This window comes from Bacteroides oleiciplenus YIT 12058, assembly GCF_000315485.1.
GTDB lineage: Bacteria > Bacteroidota > Bacteroidia > Bacteroidales > Bacteroidaceae > Bacteroides > Bacteroides oleiciplenus.
Genome location: NZ_JH992940.1, coordinates 393,976 through 411,482, shown reverse-complemented (window position 1 = coordinate 411,482; position 17,507 = coordinate 393,976). Strand labels below are relative to the sequence as shown.

Annotated in this window: 16 protein-coding genes; 9 read left to right on the top strand and 7 right to left on the bottom strand. The window is 41.3% G+C overall.

Features of this window, described 5'->3' with window-relative positions; translation table 11 throughout:
- Positions 1-52 precede the first annotated feature (52 nt).
- A complete protein-coding gene (locus HMPREF9447_RS01605) occupies positions 53-1,159 on the top strand; it encodes a 6-bladed beta-propeller (protein ID WP_009127462.1) in 1,107 nt (368 codons plus the stop codon).
- Between the two features lie 49 nt (positions 1,160-1,208).
- Here HMPREF9447_RS01605 and HMPREF9447_RS01600 read toward each other — a convergent pair whose 3' ends face one another.
- From HMPREF9447_RS01600 to HMPREF9447_RS01590, 3 genes are read right to left on the bottom strand one after another with little or no spacing between them, the layout of a single operon-like run.
- Positions 1,209-1,979, bottom strand: a complete 771-nt coding sequence (locus HMPREF9447_RS01600) for a class I SAM-dependent methyltransferase (RefSeq protein ID WP_009127461.1) — start codon at positions 1,977-1,979, stop codon at positions 1,209-1,211.
- 7 nt (positions 1,980-1,986) lie between these two features.
- Positions 1,987-2,472, bottom strand: coding sequence for a YdeI/OmpD-associated family protein (locus tag HMPREF9447_RS01595; RefSeq protein WP_009127460.1), 486 nt, complete (start codon positions 2,470-2,472; stop codon positions 1,987-1,989).
- 29 nt (positions 2,473-2,501) lie between these two features.
- Positions 2,502-3,506: a hypothetical protein gene (locus tag HMPREF9447_RS01590; RefSeq protein ID WP_009127459.1), complete on the bottom strand. Its 1,005-nt coding sequence runs from the start codon at positions 3,504-3,506 to the stop codon at positions 2,502-2,504.
- Between the two features lie 167 nt (positions 3,507-3,673).
- Here HMPREF9447_RS01590 and HMPREF9447_RS01585 point away from each other — a divergent pair, with 167 nt between their 5' ends.
- Complete coding sequence (locus HMPREF9447_RS01585; RefSeq protein WP_009127457.1) at positions 3,674-4,327, top strand: DUF4476 domain-containing protein; 654 nt, start codon at positions 3,674-3,676, stop codon at positions 4,325-4,327.
- Positions 4,328-4,532: 205 nt separating this feature from the next.
- Here HMPREF9447_RS01585 and HMPREF9447_RS01580 read toward each other — a convergent pair whose 3' ends face one another.
- Entirely contained in the window at positions 4,533-4,757 is a 225-nt protein-coding gene (locus HMPREF9447_RS01580) for a DUF4248 domain-containing protein (protein WP_009127456.1), read from the bottom strand.
- Between the two features lie 240 nt (positions 4,758-4,997).
- Here HMPREF9447_RS01580 and HMPREF9447_RS01575 point away from each other — a divergent pair, with 240 nt between their 5' ends.
- The 3 genes from HMPREF9447_RS01575 to HMPREF9447_RS01565 all read left to right on the top strand — a co-directional run bounded on the left by HMPREF9447_RS01575 (position 4,998) and on the right by HMPREF9447_RS01565 (position 6,768).
- A complete protein-coding gene (locus HMPREF9447_RS01575) occupies positions 4,998-5,393 on the top strand; it encodes a WG repeat-containing protein (RefSeq protein WP_044137317.1) in 396 nt (131 codons plus the stop codon).
- A gap of 31 nt (positions 5,394-5,424) precedes the next feature.
- Complete coding sequence (locus HMPREF9447_RS01570) at positions 5,425-5,946, top strand: GNAT family N-acetyltransferase (RefSeq protein WP_009127454.1); 522 nt, start codon at positions 5,425-5,427, stop codon at positions 5,944-5,946.
- Between the two features lie 90 nt (positions 5,947-6,036).
- On the top strand, positions 6,037-6,768 hold the full coding sequence (locus HMPREF9447_RS01565; RefSeq protein WP_009127453.1) for a DUF4396 domain-containing protein: 732 nt from the start codon (positions 6,037-6,039) through the stop codon (positions 6,766-6,768).
- A 10-nt stretch (positions 6,769-6,778) separates the two neighbouring features.
- Here the strand turns inward: HMPREF9447_RS01565 and HMPREF9447_RS01560 are convergent, their stop codons facing one another.
- Positions 6,779-7,306: a hypothetical protein gene (locus HMPREF9447_RS01560; protein WP_009127452.1), complete on the bottom strand. Its 528-nt coding sequence runs from the start codon at positions 7,304-7,306 to the stop codon at positions 6,779-6,781.
- Between the two features lie 122 nt (positions 7,307-7,428).
- Positions 7,429-8,316: an ACP S-malonyltransferase gene (gene fabD, locus HMPREF9447_RS01555; RefSeq protein ID WP_009127451.1), complete on the bottom strand. Its 888-nt coding sequence runs from the start codon at positions 8,314-8,316 to the stop codon at positions 7,429-7,431.
- A gap of 508 nt (positions 8,317-8,824) precedes the next feature.
- Between fabD and HMPREF9447_RS01550 the strand changes: the two genes are divergently transcribed.
- From HMPREF9447_RS01550 to xylE, 4 genes are all read left to right on the top strand, one after another.
- Entirely contained in the window at positions 8,825-9,556 is a 732-nt protein-coding gene (locus HMPREF9447_RS01550; protein ID WP_009127450.1) for an NUDIX hydrolase, read from the top strand.
- A 68-nt stretch (positions 9,557-9,624) separates the two neighbouring features.
- The gene (locus tag HMPREF9447_RS01545; protein ID WP_009127449.1) at positions 9,625-11,115 is read left to right on the top strand and encodes a xylulokinase; all 1,491 of its coding nucleotides are present in this window, start codon (positions 9,625-9,627) and stop codon (positions 11,113-11,115) included.
- A 39-nt stretch (positions 11,116-11,154) separates the two neighbouring features.
- A complete protein-coding gene (xylA, locus tag HMPREF9447_RS01540; RefSeq protein WP_009127448.1) occupies positions 11,155-12,471 on the top strand; it encodes a xylose isomerase in 1,317 nt (438 codons plus the stop codon).
- A 99-nt stretch (positions 12,472-12,570) separates the two neighbouring features.
- Positions 12,571-14,022: a D-xylose transporter XylE gene (xylE, locus tag HMPREF9447_RS01535; protein ID WP_009127447.1), complete on the top strand. Its 1,452-nt coding sequence runs from the start codon at positions 12,571-12,573 to the stop codon at positions 14,020-14,022.
- A 139-nt stretch (positions 14,023-14,161) separates the two neighbouring features.
- Here xylE and HMPREF9447_RS01530 read toward each other — a convergent pair whose 3' ends face one another.
- On the bottom strand, positions 14,162-17,434 hold the full coding sequence (locus tag HMPREF9447_RS01530; RefSeq protein ID WP_009127446.1) for a TonB-dependent receptor: 3,273 nt from the start codon (positions 17,432-17,434) through the stop codon (positions 14,162-14,164).
- Between the last annotated feature and the right edge of the window lie 73 nt (positions 17,435-17,507).

Sequence of the window (17,507 nt, the reverse complement as noted above, 5' to 3'; positions counted from 1 at the left end):
TATTTTTCAATATCTTAGCAACCATCTATAACACATAAAAAAGGAAAGCACTATGAAACACTCTTATTTTTATTCTTTCGCTTGCTCTATTTTACTTCTTGCTGCTTGTTCGGGAGAAAAAGCATCGAATGACAAACTTCCAGTCATAAATATAGATGGAAGCAGTGAACGCTTTGAGAATAACTATACTTCAGAAGAGTATAAAGCATTGCTCAAAAATCCTAAGACTCTCCAATTGGAAACAAAAGATGAATGCCTGTTAGGTGGTTTTGCCTCTATTTGCGACGTTACCCCTAAATACATCGTTGTGGGAAGTGATAAGAAAATCTATTTTTTTGATGCGCATAACGGAACATTCCTTTCGAAGATAGACAGACAAGGAGATGGCCCCGAAGAATATACAGATATATATTTCAGCTGTTTTGATGAAGAAAATGAACTCGTTTACATCGCAACACTTAAAAATATTAAGTCCTATAAGCCGGACGGAACCTTTGTCAAGGAATATCCCAAAGGTAGTTTTACCAATTTGGCCCAGACCACCGACGGTTACTGGGGTATTTACGAAAGAGAACATTGGAAACAGCATTTGGTTGGCTTCATAGATAAGGACTGGAAGGTAAAGCAGTCTTTTCTTCCTGACCGTGAAGCCGCTTTGGTGAATGGTGATCTCGGTATTGCTCCTCGATTTAGAGAGGCTAATAATCATATATATACTATGGTAGACGATACGCTTTATACAAATAAAGAGGATACGCTTTTTCCTGTTTTGGTTATTAATAAGGGCAAACTAAAGATGCCGAATGAAATCATTGGCGTTTTAGACCGCCTTGTCTCGGAAGGACAAAAGTACATCCAGATGGATGCTGCATTTATTGCAGGTAAGTTAATGTTCTACAATTTCTTTTTGGAACGTGGTCGGCATTACACCGTTTGGGATATAAAAACCGGAGAATTGCTGACACATTCTAAAAATGGATACTTTATGCCTTTAGATGAAAAGACAACTGTAAATGCGCAGTTTACTTTAATTAAGAATGATAAAGGTTATGCACTGCTTTCTACTAATGAATTGGCTAAATATGGACTGAGGGATGATGAAGATGATTCCAATCCGTTGCTGCTGCGTGTAGATTTAGAAAATTGTCATATTAATTGAATGCCAGATAAATTATGTATGAACTAAAACAACTTGGGCCTCAGAGTTATTATATTGAAAGCCCGGCTAATGCTAAAACATATATTTGTTTTTCAGAGCTATCACTAAAGGTTTCTTCTTTAAAATCTCCAAACTTGTGCATAATATTAAATCCGGCCCATTCCAGATATGAATCCAGTTCTTGAGGGAAAAACAACCTCATATCCAAATCTTGAACTGAATGAAACTTACCATTTATAAAATAATGCCATTTTATACGATTAATTTGGGTTGCGTTTTCATAACGCATTGTTTGTTTTATCAATACTTTCCTTCCGTCACTGGTGGCATATTCAGCTATTACTTTCTGCTCTTTTTCGCTTTCAACAATGTATTGAATATTAGGGTTGAAACAATCTAACAGCAATATTCCTTTTTCTTTGAGATGACCTTTGATAGCCTGTAATGCTTGAAATAAATCTTCATTTGTATATAAATGATGGATTGAATTAAACGGAATAAAAATAAAGTCGAATTTTTCTTGTAGGTTCAATGTTCTGATATCTGCCTCAATGAAGTTAATCTCTAAACCCGCTTCGAAAGCTTTTGCCTTTGCTTGTTCAAGCATTGATGAAGTGTAATCTACTCCACAAATATTGTATCCATCTTTTGCAATGGGAAGTGTTAGTCTGCCTGTGCCGCAGCAAAGTTCAAGTATTTTGGCATCCTTGTTTTTCGGTAACCACTTTTTGTAAAATGGTAAATCAGAGAGGAAGGTGTTCAATCCATCATAAATATTTGCGTCATAAATCAAATCACCAACATTGTAATCTGTATTCATTCTATTTTTATTCTCTATCTGCATATTTTTTACTTTTGGAAAGCCCGACAAGTGTTTCCGCTATCCTGTTCACTTTTGTCTGTTCCGTCTTTGCTGAATATATCCACTTGATATACTTTTCTTGTTCACTCTTGTTGAGTGAATTGAAAAATTGCCAAGCTTCGCTGTCATCTTGCAAGCACAACAAAAACTCTTCGGGAAATTCTATCGGTTCATTGTCCGGATACAAAATGATGTAAACACAATCGCCTGCTTGTTTCTTTATCTTTTTTCGGATTTCAGATTTTACGGCGAGAAGTAAATTACCTTCTCCGGATGGCATTAAATGATAGCTTTTGATTTCATAGCCGTCGATGCTTCCACGTACTTTTACCCAACCGAACGGAGCATTCGGATCTGGTTGAATTTCAGGAATGATCGTATAAGTCCAACCGCATTTACCAGGCATTTTTTCAAGCAAATATTCTTTATCCACCAATGGCTTTTCATTCATTTTATTGCTCTTCTATATTTATACCAGATTCAGTCTTCTCTGAAAGGCGCGTTATTTTTGGCATATGCTCCCTGACAAAAGATAGGGTATCCATAAGAGAATTCAGTAAAAGGAGTGTTCAAAAAAGCATCTAAATCTATAAAACTTCTATACACCTCAGCCGTTTGTTGGGAATCCGCTACAGTAAATAAAGTGATTGTTGAATTCTTCAATATTTCTTCCGTATTTTCCACATTACTCAATGATAGTTTTGATAAGACAGCATCCGCTACTTCCTTATACGGATACTTACTCTCAATAACAAAAAAGGCAGCTTTCCCATAAGAGATAGAACGTACATACACCGGATTATCCTGCCTCATATCATTGTCTTTATCTTGAAAGAAACCATTTGCCGGATAATCCATATATGCTGTAAAATTAATGCTTGAAAGTTCTCCAGCTAATTTACTTTTCACATCACTTATTTTACTTCCGTTACTCATTGCTTTCGTTAAATTCTTGCCAAGTATTCCATCATTATTCGGAAAAGCTTTATTGAGATCAGTGGAGGAATATATTTCTACCAGTTTGACTTCAAAGGGAGAATGCTTGTTTTCAATATATTCTTTATACGCTTGCGAGTCCAAAGATTCTACCAGTAATTTCCTATATTCCGATGATCCACTTCCTTTCTCAAGAGTACCAGTAAAAGGCTTGGTGAATGTAAAGATAACATCTATAGACTTTTTATATGCTTCTATTTCAGACCTGAAAGAACTTTTGAATTCTTTTTCTGTGTATGCCGCTCCAATATAGAAAGCCGGTGGAGTTACCACATACAAGTTATTTACAGATATATTTCTATCTCCGATAAACATGTTATCTTCAGTTGTTGCAGGGTGAACAAAATCCCATTTGAATGGAGTATTTTCAAATCTTCCCGTGGTAGATTCAGGAAGTAGCGGTTCCTCTTTTTCTTTGCTGCAAGAGCAGAATAAAGACAATAGTAAACTGACAGAGATACAGATAGATTTGTGTTTGTTTAGTATCATACTAGTTATAGTTAAATAGTTATTTTATGAATGCAAAGTTAGGTAATTTATAGGGAAAAACAATTTCATATAGGGAAATTTCCAAAAAGAATAGGGAAAAAGATAATATAATATGCTTTTTCCCGCCTATATTTGTGCCAACATAAGAACTAAAAACAATATATACAATGAGAACAATAAAACTGACATTAGCGTTACTGGTATTTGCAATCTGTATAAGTAGCTGTGCCACTATTTTGGGAATTGACAGTAATACCTTGATGAAAGTTCAGAAAGGGATGACCAAACAAGACGTTACATCCATATTGGGGCAGCCGATGCACCGTAGTTTCGATCACGAAGTAGAAGGATGGACCTATGAGAAAAACATTGCCGGAGCTCCCGGAATAACGGTCATCGAGCTTGGTTTTGTCGATGGGAGACTGACTTATATGGATTCCTACGAGAAATATACGAATCCGCCTGTAGCTGTTTATCCCTCCGTAGAAGTCAATGGAGACATTCCTTCCCGTCCGCACGTCACCGTTGGAAGGGGGATGAGTGAAAGAGACTTCCAGTCACTTTATAATAAAGTGAAAAGCAAGCCCTTCAAGGACGACCAACTGGAATTATTGGAAAATGGCATTGGCAACAGAAAACTGAGTTGCAAGCAATGCGTGCGGATGATGTCAATATATACGTTCGATGATGACAAGCTGAAAGTGTTGAAAATCCTGGCTCCGAACATTGCCGATCGGGAGAATTATGACGAGATAATTGATGCACTCGATTTCATCTCCAGCGAAGAGAAAGCAAGACATATTTTGGGGATAAAGAAGTAAATGATAAATCGATACAATTACAAATACCCCATTAATAACCGTAAACAGCGTTTTTTAAGAATAACAGGAACGTTTTTTAAGAATGTTCCCGACGTTTATTAACAGCGTAGAAATCAGTCACAAGACCTAAACTAAATATATATCAACAGAAAAGGCGGTAAATCCTCGTAAGGAAGTACCGCCTTTGCATCTTTAATACCCGTCATTATTCCGGATACGGGTCACCCAGATTCTCAAGAATTAGCCCGAATTGCTTAGGAGTAAGCCATCGGTGATTATACGGCAAGTAGCCTGTTTCTGATAAAGCAATTGTCAAATTAGTGCACCGTTTGATGCTCCGTTGTAAAGAGCGCACTGCGTTCTTTGGGGTAGAACAACCCGGGAAATACATTCCGGCAAGTTCCGAAAAAGAAAGGATCAGTTTTGCCATTTGCTAAAGTTTTAGGTTTATAATAAATATTTGTTCTTAAACTTCTACAAATATACTACATCAGAAAGGCGAAGTCAAGTGTTTCAGTCCTTATTTTCAACTGTTTTTCTATTCGTGGTGCTAATCTTTTCTGTTACAGGCATAAACTTCTCACGACATTTCTTATCTTTGACCGCTGACTTACTCAGCATACTGATAATTCAACGTTTAACGAACTATTGTAGGGAGGATACTCAGAAGATGAAAATACAAAAATTAGTGCCAACGGAAGAGAATGGCAAATGGGGCTTTCTGGATGCGGCAACAGGCGAAAAGGTTGTACCGTTTATATATGACTATGCCCACGCCTTTTCCGTAGGACTGGCATTAGTCCGGCTGAATGGTTGGTGGGGCTATGTAGATAAAACGGGGAAAGAAGTGATTCCATGTATATACAACCCTGCATGGTCGTTTACCAAAACAGGATTGGCGGCAGTATGTATAGAGGGTAAATGCGGCTTTATAGATCAAACTGGAAAAGAAGTTATCCCGTTTATATATGATGATGCCCGCTATTTTAATAAAGATGGCAAAGCAAAGGTAAAACTAAATGGTGAAACCTTCTTTATAGATATGGAAGGAAACCGGGTTGAATAAATATGAAAAATGAAAGAACTTAAATGCACCTATGATTAATAAAAACGAGATTATATTAAAGCCTTTGCTTGACGAAGACATGCCGTTATTTAATGAGTGGTTGAACAAGGATTACATCTATAAATGGCTGTGTCCGGACGGAGAAGAACAAAAAGATGCTTGGCTGGATGAAGTAAACAATAGAAATGACAAGTATGATTTCATGAAACATTTTATTGTTTACTATAAGGATAAGAAAATAGGATATTGCCTTTATGCTGATTGTTTCTTTTTGAAAGATTTTGAGGAAGAAGGACACGACTTTAAGAGTTTGTATGGCGATGTACCCAAAAAGAATCACACTTACGAGATTGGCTATTTGGTTGGTGAAGAAGAGTATCTGAATAAAGGTATCGGTAAAATAATAATCCGGAAGTTAGAAGAGAAAATCATTGAACTGGGAGGACACGAAATTTCGGCAGACCCTTCCGAGGAGAATATTATTTCAGTAAAAGTGTTGCTAAGCAATGGTTTTAAAAAGAAAAGCGATGGAGATTACAGAAAAATAATTTAGATACCGACTTTAACTGTTTTTTCATTCCATATATCAACCTTTTTTGTTGTAAGCTGTTTTTTCTGCTATTCACTTTAAAACCTCATTGATATGCTTACAACAATTTCATTGTTTTTCATTTGCTCGGGCTTTGTCATAGCCCTGATTATCGCTAATGATCTGGTGCAAAACAGACAATCCATGAAAATCATGAATGTTGTGTGGGTGCTCACTGCACTTTGGGCAAGTTATCTCGCCCTCTGGGCTTATTTTAAGTTTGGAATGGAGGCTGCACAACAAGATGACAACAAGGATATGGACATGGAAGCTGATATGAAAATGGATATGAGCATGAAAGATATGCCGATGAGCATGTCCATGGGAAACATGAATCGTCCTCACTGGCAATCCATCGCATTGTCCGCCCTGCATTGTGGTGCAGGCTGTACTTTGGCAGACATCATAGGGGAGTGGTTTACGTGCTATTTTCCCATCAGTATAGGTGGCAGCATGATTATCGGCAACTGGGTATTCGATTTTATTCTGGCACTGATTATTGGAGTATACTTCCAATTTTACGCAATCAGGGAGATGGAAAAGATATCTGTCTCAGCAGGACTCGGCCGGGCTCTCAAAGCGGATTTCTTCTCACTGCTTTCCTGGCAAGTGGGCATGTACGGTTGGATGGCAATTGTATACTTCGTAATTTTCAGGGACATTCCGTTGGAAAAAGACACATGGACTTTCTGGTTCATGATGCAGATAGCCATGTTGATAGGATTTGTATGCGCATACCCTATGAATGCATTGCTTATCAGATTAGGAGTGAAAAAAGGAATGTAGAAACGAAGACCTATTTATTTATCTTCTTCAAAATATTCCGGATAGTAGTCTTAACTCCTGTGGAGTAATATTCCGTATCTGCATTCTCTAAGATGAGTTGTAACTCCTTCAAAAGTTCCGGTTCGCACTTACAAAGCCGATAAGCCATTCTGATGGCTAATGCTTGTACACCTATACTTTCTTGTGGAGCCAGCATGTGGTCCAGACAATAGTTCAGTAAATCTATGGAAATAGGGGTGGATACGGGTACATTATACAGTATGGATAGAAACAGTCGTTTAGAACCATCGTGCCAGCAAGTCAGTAACCGCCGGATAATGTCGTCCTGCAATGGAACAAACCAGCCGGGGTGCTGTTCGCTCACTTTCTCGCATGCCCATATAGCCCGCCACGAAACGACAATTTTATCATCGGAAATCAGTTGATACATATCTTTCAGATATTCAGGATGCAGACATATTTCCTGTACCAACTTATCTATTGATAACTTGCTGAGAGGCATTGCAAGAGTGTTTCTAAACTCGTCTATCTTTTCCATAATCACGCATATTTGTGCAAATATAGGGAATCTTCTAATCTGTTGCCACAACCGAAGCCTTAAAAAAGAAGGGCTGTCTTCCAGATTGGAGGACAGCCCTGACAAATATAATTATCAAAGGGTTATGCAATACCATGAGCAGACACTTCCGGCGCAATTTTCTTGATAAGACCTTGCAGAACGGCGCCCGGACCACATTCTGTAAAATCGGTAGCACCATCAGCAACCATATTTTTAACCGTCTGTGTCCAGCGTACGGAAGCCGTCAACTGAGCAACAAGATTCTTCTTGATTTCTGCCGGATCAGTGTGAGGCAAAGCATCTACATTCTGATAAACCGGACACTTCGGAGTATGGATTTCAGTAGCGTTGATAGCAGCTTCCAATTCAACCTTTGCAGGGTTCATCAACGGAGAGTGGAATGCACCGCCCACCTTCAACGGTAAAGCGCGCTTTGCTCCGGCAGCTTTCATCAGTTCACAAGCCTTGTTGATACCTTCGATAGAACCGGAAATCACAATTTGTCCCGGACAATTATAGTTGGCAGCAACACAAACTTCACCTTCGGTAGCCACTTGTGCACAGATTTCTTCTACTTTCTCGTCAGCCAAGGCAATGATGGCTGCCATTGTGGAAGGTTGTGCTTCGCATGCTTTCTGCATAGCCATGGCACGAGCATAAACCAGCTTCAGACCGTCTTCAAAACTCAATGCACCGGCAGCTACCAGAGCAGAGAATTCACCCAGTGAGTGACCGGCAGTCATTTCAGGCTTAAACTCATCGCCCATGCAGAGGGCAGAGATAACGGAATGAAGGAATACAGCAGGCTGAGTTACCTTCGTCTGGCGCAAATCTTCGTCTGTGCCGCTGAACATAATATCCGTAATGCGATATCCCAAGATATCATTAGCTTTTTCAAACAATTCTTTTGCTAAAGCGGAGCTTTCGTACAGGTCTTTTCCCATTCCTACGAACTGGGCACCTTGACCCGGAAATACAAATGCTTTCATACTGTTCTTGTTTTGGTTGTTAATTAAAAAAGTGGTGCAAAGGTATAGCTTTTTCTGATAATCACCGCACAAATATTTGTTTTTTGTGCAATGCCTTCGGAGCAGAGGGTGCAGAGGATACAGTGATTTTTTAGTCTTTCTTTCTGCCTCTTCTAGTCCGAATCGTATCAAAGTCGTATTCACTCTATATTTATTAAGAAAAATTCTTTTCCTGATATCCCAAATAAAATACAATAAGAGACAACCATTCCTTTTACCTTCCTGACATGCTAAAATCCTTAGAAATAAAGTACTTCACTCTTATTGTAATTCATACAATTACCAACCTCTTTTGATTGCAAAGAATACATATTGTCTTTTCAACGATAAGTGCATGTTTTCATATTGTAGAATATACGATATGTATTATATTGAAAAATAGTGCTTTATAACATAGTAATTTTTAAGTTTCGCTTGCTTGCATATCCAAAAAACCTGTTTATATTTGCAGCGCTTAAACAAAGATATTATGCAAGATATAGAACAGAAAACCCCATTAGCTAACAATCATATCTCGGTAGACTGTGTGGTGATTGGTTTTGACGGAGAACAATTAAAGGTTCTTTTGATAAAGCGTGTAGGTGAGGAAAAAGGTGAAATCTTCCACGATATGAAGCTTCCCGGAAGTCTTATCTATATGGATGAGGATTTAGACGAGGCAGCTAAGCGAGTGCTGAACGAGCTGACGGGATTGAAGAATGTTAATCTGATGCAGTTCAAGGCATTTGGTTCTAAAAATCGGACAAAAGATCCGAAAGATATTCATTGGTTGGAGCGTGCCATGCAATCGAGGGTAGAGCGTATCGTTACGATAGCTTATCTGTCATTAGTGAAGATAGACCGGGCGTTGAGCCGTAATCTGGATGACTTCGAGGCATATTGGGTGGCGCTCCAAGATATAAAAGCACTGGCTTTCGACCATAATCTGATTATAAAAGAAGCATTGGTTTATATCCGCCAGTATGTTGAAATTAACCCATCGGCTCTGTTCGATTTACTCCCCCGCAAGTTTACTGCATCACAACTGCGCACTTTATACGAATTAATATACAGCAAACCGATCGATGTGCGGAACTTCCATAAAAAAATCGCCATGATGGAGTATGTAGTTCCAATGGAAGAAAAGCAACAGGGGGTTGCCCACCGGGCAGCACGCTACTACCGCTTCGACAAAAAAATATATAATAAAGTAAGAAGATAGGTGATGATGAAAGATGAACAGAGACCATCATTTTTTAATTTTTAATTTTCAATTTTTAATTTATCTATATGTATTTATTAGGCTATGACATTGGAAGCTCGTCCGTAAAAGCGAGTCTGGTAAACGCCGAAACCGGCAAATGTGTATCTTCCGCTTTCTTTCCGAAGACAGAAGCGGCCATCATTGCTGTGAAACCGGGTTGGGCGGAACAAAATCCCGAAAGCTGGTGGGAGAATCTGAAACTTGCCACACAAGCAGTTATGACTGAATCGGGTGCAAACGCAGGTGAAATCAAGGCAATTGGTATCTCATATCAGATGCACGGATTGGTGTGTGTGGATAAAGACCAGAACGTGCTGCGTCCTTCCATCATCTGGTGTGACTCACGCGCTGTTCCTTACGGACAGAAGGCGTTTGAAACGCTGGGAGAGGAGAACTGTCTTTCACATCTATTGAACTCTCCGGGCAACTTTACCGCTTCCAAACTGGCATGGATAAAGGAAAACGACCCGGCTATCTACGAAAGAATCCATAAGATTATGCTTCCGGGTGATTACATCGCCATGAAGCTGAGCGGCGAAATCTGTACTACCGTATCCGGTCTTTCGGAAGGTATGTTCTGGGATTTCAAAAACAACCGTGTGGCCGACTTCCTGATGGATTACTACGGCTTCGATAAATCCCTGATTGCAGACATCAAACCGACATTCTCCGAACAAGGACGCGTGAATACTGCCGCAGCAAAAGAGTTGGGTCTGAAAGAAGGCACGCCGATTACTTATCGTGCAGGCGACCAGCCGAATAACGCTTTGTCACTCAACGTATTCAATCCGGGCGAGATTGCTTCTACAGCAGGTACTTCCGGCGTAGTATATGGTGTGAACGGCGAAGTAAACTATGACCCGAAATCGCGCGTGAATACATTCGCCCATGTGAATCATACGGATGAACAGACCCGTTTGGGTGTTCTGCTTTGCATCAATGGTACAGGTATCCTTAACTCTTGGGTGAAGCGCACAATTGCTCCCGAAGGTATCTCTTATAATGAAATGAATGTGCTGGCATCGCAAGCTCCTATCGGTAGTGCAGGTATCAGTATTCTGCCTTTCGGTAACGGTGCGGAACGTATGCTTGAGAATAAGGAAATCAACTGCTCCATTCGTGGCCTGAACTTCAATTTGCATGGCAAACAGCACATTGTACGTGCAGCCCAGGAAGGCATTGTATTCTCATTTAAGTATGGCATCGACATCATGGAAGGTATGGGTATTCCTGTACAAAAAATCCATGCAGGGCATGCGAATATGTTCCTTAGCTCCATCTTCCGCGATACGCTGGCAGGTGTGACGGGGGCAGTGATCGAACTGTATGATACGGATGGTTCGGTAGGCGCAGCCAAAGGTGCAGGTATCGGTGCAGGTATCTACAAAGATAATAACGAGGCGTTTGCAACGCTGGAAAAACTGGATGTTATTGAGCCCAACCAAGCTAAACGTCAGGAATATGCGGACGCTTATGCACGCTGGAAACATCGTTTGGAAAAATCAATGGCTAAATAAACTGATAATAATTAACCCTTTAAAAATTCAATTAAAATTATGGCAACAAAAGAGTATTTTCCCGGAATAGGAAAAATTAAATTCGAAGGTAAAGAAAGTATGAACCCGATGGCATACCGTTACTACGATGCTGAGAAGGTGATTATGGGTAAAAAGATGAAAGATTGGTTGAAGTTTGCTATGGCTTGGTGGCACACTCTCTGTGCAGAAGGTGGCGACCAGTTCGGTGGCGGAACAAAACAATTCCCTTGGAATGGTGATGCTGACGCTTTACAGGCAGCTAAAAATAAATTGGACGCAGGTTTCGAATTCATGCAGAAGATGGGTATCGAATACTATTGCTTCCATGATGTAGACCTTATCTCTGAAGGTGCAAGCATCGAGGAATATGAAGCTAATCTGAAAGCTATCGTAGCTTATGCAAAACAGAAACAAGCTGAAACTGGTATCAAACTGTTGTGGGGTACTGCTAACGTATTCGGTCATGCACGTTATATGAACGGTGCTGCTACCAATCCTGATTTCGACGTTGTGGCTCGCGCTGCTGTTCAGATTAAAAACGCTATCGACGCTACTATCGAACTGGGTGGTTCAAACTATGTATTCTGGGGCGGTCGTGAAGGCTACATGTCATTGCTGAACACTGACCAGAAGCGTGAAAAGGAACATCTTGCAAAGATGCTGACCATTGCTCGTGACTATGCACGTGCACGTGGCTTCAAAGGCACTTTCCTGATTGAACCGAAACCAATGGAACCGACTAAGCATCAATATGATGTAGATACTGAAACTGTTATCGGATTCCTGAAAGCTCACGGTCTGGACAAAGACTTCAAGGTGAACATCGAAGTTAACCACGCTACTTTGGCTGGGCACACTTTCGAACACGAACTGGCTGTAGCTGTTGACAACGGCATGTTGGGTTCTATCGATGCTAACCGTGGTGACTACCAGAACGGTTGGGATACTGACCAGTTCCCCATTGATAACTATGAACTAACTCAGGCTATGATGCAGATCATCCGTAACGGTGGTTTGGGCAATGGCGGTACGAACTTCGATGCTAAAACACGTCGTAACTCTACCGACCTGGAAGATATCTTCATCGCTCACATCGCAGGTATGGACGCTATGGCACGTGCTTTGGAAAGTGCAGCTAAATTGTTGGAAGAATCTCCTTACAAGAAGATGTTGGCTGACCGTTACGCATCATTCGACGGTGGCAAGGGTAAGGAATTTGAAGATGGCAAACTTACTCTGGAAGATGTTGTAGCTTATGCGAAAGCTAACGGCGAACCGAAGCAAACCAGCGGTAAGCAGGAATTGTATGAAGCAATCGTAAATATGTATTGTTAGTGATTAGCGGTGAGTGATTAGTGATAAGCAACGCAGCTAATCACTAATCACTATCCCGTTAATCATTCTCTCTCATTTATCAACCTAATCTTTTTTATCATGAATGATGCAAACAATGGTAGTAAGCTCTACCTTTATTCTATTACAACCGTTGCCATTTTGGGCGGTCTGTTGTTCGGATACGATACAGCGGTAATCTCCGGCGCAGAGAAAGGTTTGGAAGCCTTCTTTCTGCAAGCAACGGATTTCCAATATGACAAGGTGATGCATGGTATCACATCTTCCAGTGCACTTATCGGTTGTGTACTTGGAGGTGCCCTTTCCGGTATCTTCGCTTCTCGCTTAGGGCGACGCAATTCGTTGAGACTGGCATCTGTGCTATTCTTCTTGTCAGCATTGGGCTCTTATTATCCCGAGTTTTTATTCTTCAACTACGGTGAGCCAAACATGGAGTTGCTCATCGCATTCAATCTGTATCGTGTATTGGGTGGTATTGGTGTAGGTCTTGCATCTGCAGTATGCCCGATGTATATTGCAGAAATAGCTCCTTCTAATATTCGTGGCACGCTGGTATCTTGTAACCAGTTTGCCATTATTTTTGGTATGCTGGTGGTTTACTTTGTCAACTTCTTGATTATGGGCGGTCACACTAATCCTATTATCGATAAAAGCGTGGATGGCATCTTGTCTGTAAATCCTGCTTCGGATATGTGGAGTGTGCAAACAGGTTGGCGTTATATGTTCGGTTCAGAAGCTTTCCCGGCTGCATTGTTCGGGTTCCTGCTTTTCTTTGTGCCGAAGACTCCGCGTTATCTGGTGCTGGTACATCAGGATGAAAAAGCATACTCTATTTTGGAGAAAGTAAATGGTGCAAGCAAAGCGAAAGAGATTCTGGCAGAAATCAAAGCTACTTCAAAGGAAAAGACAGAAAAGTTATTCTCTTATGGCGTAGCAGTTATCGTTATCGGCATTCTGCTTTCCGTATTCCAACAGGCTATCGGTATCAATGCCGTACTGTATTACGCTCCGCGTATTTTTGAAAATGCAGGTGCTGAAGGTGGTGGTATGATGCAGACAGTCATCATGGGTATTGTAAATATCGTGTTTACTCTGGTTGCTATCTTTACAGTAGACCGCTTTGGTCGCAAGCCGCTGCTGATTGTCGGTTCTATAGGCATGGCAATAGGTGCTTTTGCTGTGGCAATGTGCGACAGCATGGGTATCAAAGGTATTGTTCCAGTCGTCTCCGTAATTGTGTATGCTGCTTTCTTCATGATGTCATGGGGACCGATTTGCTGGGTACTGATTTCAGAAATCTTCCCGAATACGATTCGTGGCAAGGCTGTAGCGATCGCTGTTGCTTTCCAATGGATTTTCAATTACATCATATCGTCTACATTCCCGGCTTTGTACGATTTCAGCCCGATGTTCGCATATAGCTTATATGGCATTATCTGCGTTGCTGCTGCAATCTTTGTATGGCGTTGGGTACCCGAAACAAAGGGTAAGACTCTGGAAGATATGAGCAAACTCTGGAAGAAAAACAAGTAAGTTCTCTCTCTCCTTTAATATCTTATAAATGAAAAAGGTGCAGCCGGATAATTCGGTTGCACCTTTCTTTTTTATTCCATCTCTCACTACGTTCAGAATGACAGATAATATTAGCTAATTACACAATATATTATTCATATTAATTGAATATATAACGCAGACCTATTTGGAGTTTCCAACACTCACTGTAGTTCAGGTTGCGGGTAAAGCTTTCGGTTGGATATTCTTTATTACTGTTCTTATACATGGAGAAGATAGGAGTGTTATTTTCATCTTTACCCGTATAAGTGAGGATTCGTCCTCCATTGGCTACAGACATATTTTTGTTTACGCCCCACTTACTATTCAGCAGATTGCCTATATTCAGGATATCCAGACTGAGTTGCAGCCTGTTCTGGGTCTTGCCTATCTTCACAAAGAAGTCGCGGCTCCAGCGGAAATCAAAGCGGTGTACCCACGGTGCACGCGCTGCATAAGCTTCAGCATACTCGCCTTTATGCTTCTTCAGATACGGATCCTGATTCACAAATTTCCAGAAAGCATCTGCATCTTTGGTACTTGCGAACTTGATTTCATCTTTGTCTTTGGGGATATACATAAGATCGTTCGTCACACCGTCACCATTCATATCATTGGTATACATGAAGCTATACCCTCCGGCAGAATATCCGCTATAGAAAAGGCTGAAATTAGAAGATGTTTTCTTATTCAGGTGCACGCGCCAGTTGATAGAGGCAATTACACGGTCAGGGGTAACGTAGCGTGAACGCATCAATCCTGAATTGTTCGGGCCGTTGATGGAGGGCATATTTGTCCAGGCAGAGTTGGCATCAGAACCAGGCATACCACTAATTTCTTTGGATTCAGTATGCGTGTAGGCAGCCATGATATTCACGTTCTTTACAAGTTCGGCGGTTACAGTGATGTTTCCTGTCCAGCCCCAGCCTTTGGAAGTGTTGGTCAATACGTTTGCACTATTGATGTTGGTGTGCTCCAGGTAGCTCTGAGGATAGATATAACGGTCATCCGGGCCGTTGAAACGCTGCCACGTATCATCCGGGCTTTTTATGTTATAGTTATATTGACGTACGGCGTTGATATCTTTGGAGAACATTCCTTCCAATGTAACAGTAAGAGGGAAGGAGACAGGCACCTGATAATCCAGTGCCAGTGAGGTCTTCCAGACTTGCGGCATTTTGAAATCCGGGTCAATACCTACTATACCGCTTGGCAGTACACCCTCTTCGGGAGTGATGGTTGTAGGAAGTCCTAATGTGGAAATCATCTGGTTTACATCCGTTATCATGTTACCCTTCAGCAAGTCCAGACGTGGGTCGCGACTTGTAACTTTACCATCCTTATATCTGGTAGTGATGCTCACCAGATTCTGAATCATGCCGGAGTTGGTAGGCATATTGGTAAAGAATACCAGAGGGATGCGTCCTGTGAAGAATCCCGATCCGCCACGCACTTTCAGAGTTTTATCATTGAATACATCCCAAGTGAAGCCTAAACGCGGGGAGAATTGCATTTTACTGTCAGGCCATGCACCAGTATCGATGTGCATACCGTCGAAATCCAAATCATAGATAGCCTGGTTACGCATCAGGTCGTTCAGGAAACTCAGATTGTCCATACGTATACCCGCAGTTAACTTAAAGTTATCGCGAATATTCCACTCATCCTGCAGATAGATGCCCAACTGACCGAAATTCACATCAGCAGAAGGTTTCGTGTTTCCATTGTAGCCATAGGCTAAAGCAAAAGATTCGGGGGCAGCTCCATTTTTGAAATCATCGAAACTGGAATAGCGATAATAGCCTGTTCCATTACGCATGTACGAGTTGCTTGCCTTTTGGCGTTCATAGCTGATACCAGCCGTTAATTTATGGGCTCCCAAATAGTAAGTGAAATTATCCACAATGGTCATTACGGTATTCTTCACTTTGTTATTGTAAGTAAACAACTCATATCCGGCCGTCATGTACGGTTCCAGAATCGGATTCCCGTCTTCATCGTATCCGTACATGATGTCGATGAAAGGGAATGGGCTGGAATTTGTACCGCGCTCATCTTTCATATCACTGTATGTAAACAGTAACTGATTGGATATAGTGGAGGCAAAGCGGCTGTTTAGTTCTGCGGTAACAGAGTTTACAACATTCTGCTGGGAATAGCAGGCATTTGCATAAGCCATGGAGTACTTGGAAACACGGTCGTATGGCAAGCGATATCCAGTGTTGCCCGAACTTCCATTGGGGGCATTCCAGGTTGTGTTATCAGTAAAATTATAGCGTACACTTAACTTGTTTCCTGCGTTAATGTTCCAGTCAATACGACCCAATAGTTTCAGATTGGTTATATCAGCAGGGAAACTGGTGAAAGAGCCGGTATCATAACCATATTTATCTTTCAGTATTTGAGAAAATTCAGCCATATCCGCTTCTGTAGCGCGAGAGATAGTAGAATTATTAGGGGTTTCCCCCTCTTTTGCAGCACGCCATTTCACAACCTGCTGCGGACTCTTTTCATACTCCACATTCGCAAAGAAGAACAGTTTATCTTTGATAATCGGACCGCCGAAAGTGGCACCATACACGGTCTTGGATTCTTCGGCACGTGCACCGAAATCCGTATCACCAATTTTATTGCCGCGCATCACTTCATTGTTGAAGTACATGTAAGCGCTACCTCTATAAGTATTGGTACCCGATTTCGTAATCGCATTGATACCCGCACCGATAAAGTTGGCCTGACGCACATCGAAAGGGGCAATGACCACCTGCACTTCGTCAATGGCATCCAGTGAAATCGGATTGCCACCACCCGGCAGTTCGGAAGACAGACCGAAGTTATTGTTCAGGTTGGCACCGTCCACTGTGAACGTATTGGAACGCCCGTCTCGACCACCGAAAGTATTGCCGGAAGCATAGGGAGAGATACGTGTAAAGTCACTGAGGCTGCGATTGATGCTTGGCAATGTAGTCAGTTGTTCAGTAGAGATGTTGGTAGTAGCACCTGTCTTCTCAGCACTGAACTTCGACTTGCTGGCTGTCACTGTAACTTCACCCAGTAGTTCGGAAGCTTCGTGCAGGGTTACATTCAAAGAATAAGTCTCGCCCAATTGCAACTGGATGCCTGTATATATTGCTGTTTGATAACCTACATAAGAAACTGTTACCTTGTACGGACCACCGGTACGCATACCTTGAAAACTAAAACGTCCGTCTACATTGGTAACAGTGCCGTAGCTGGTTCCGGAGGGTTCGTGTACTGCTACCACTGTAGCTCCTATGACAGATTCCCCGTCCGCTATGACCTTACCACTCATTCCGGCAGTAGTTACCTGTGCTCTTACCATTCCCGTGAAAGAAAGTAAAAGCACTAACAGAAATAACATCTTTTTTGCCATGATTTTTAATTTTTAATAAATAAAAAAAATAATCCCTTAGGAAAACGCCACAAAAGTATAAAAAAAGCAAAAT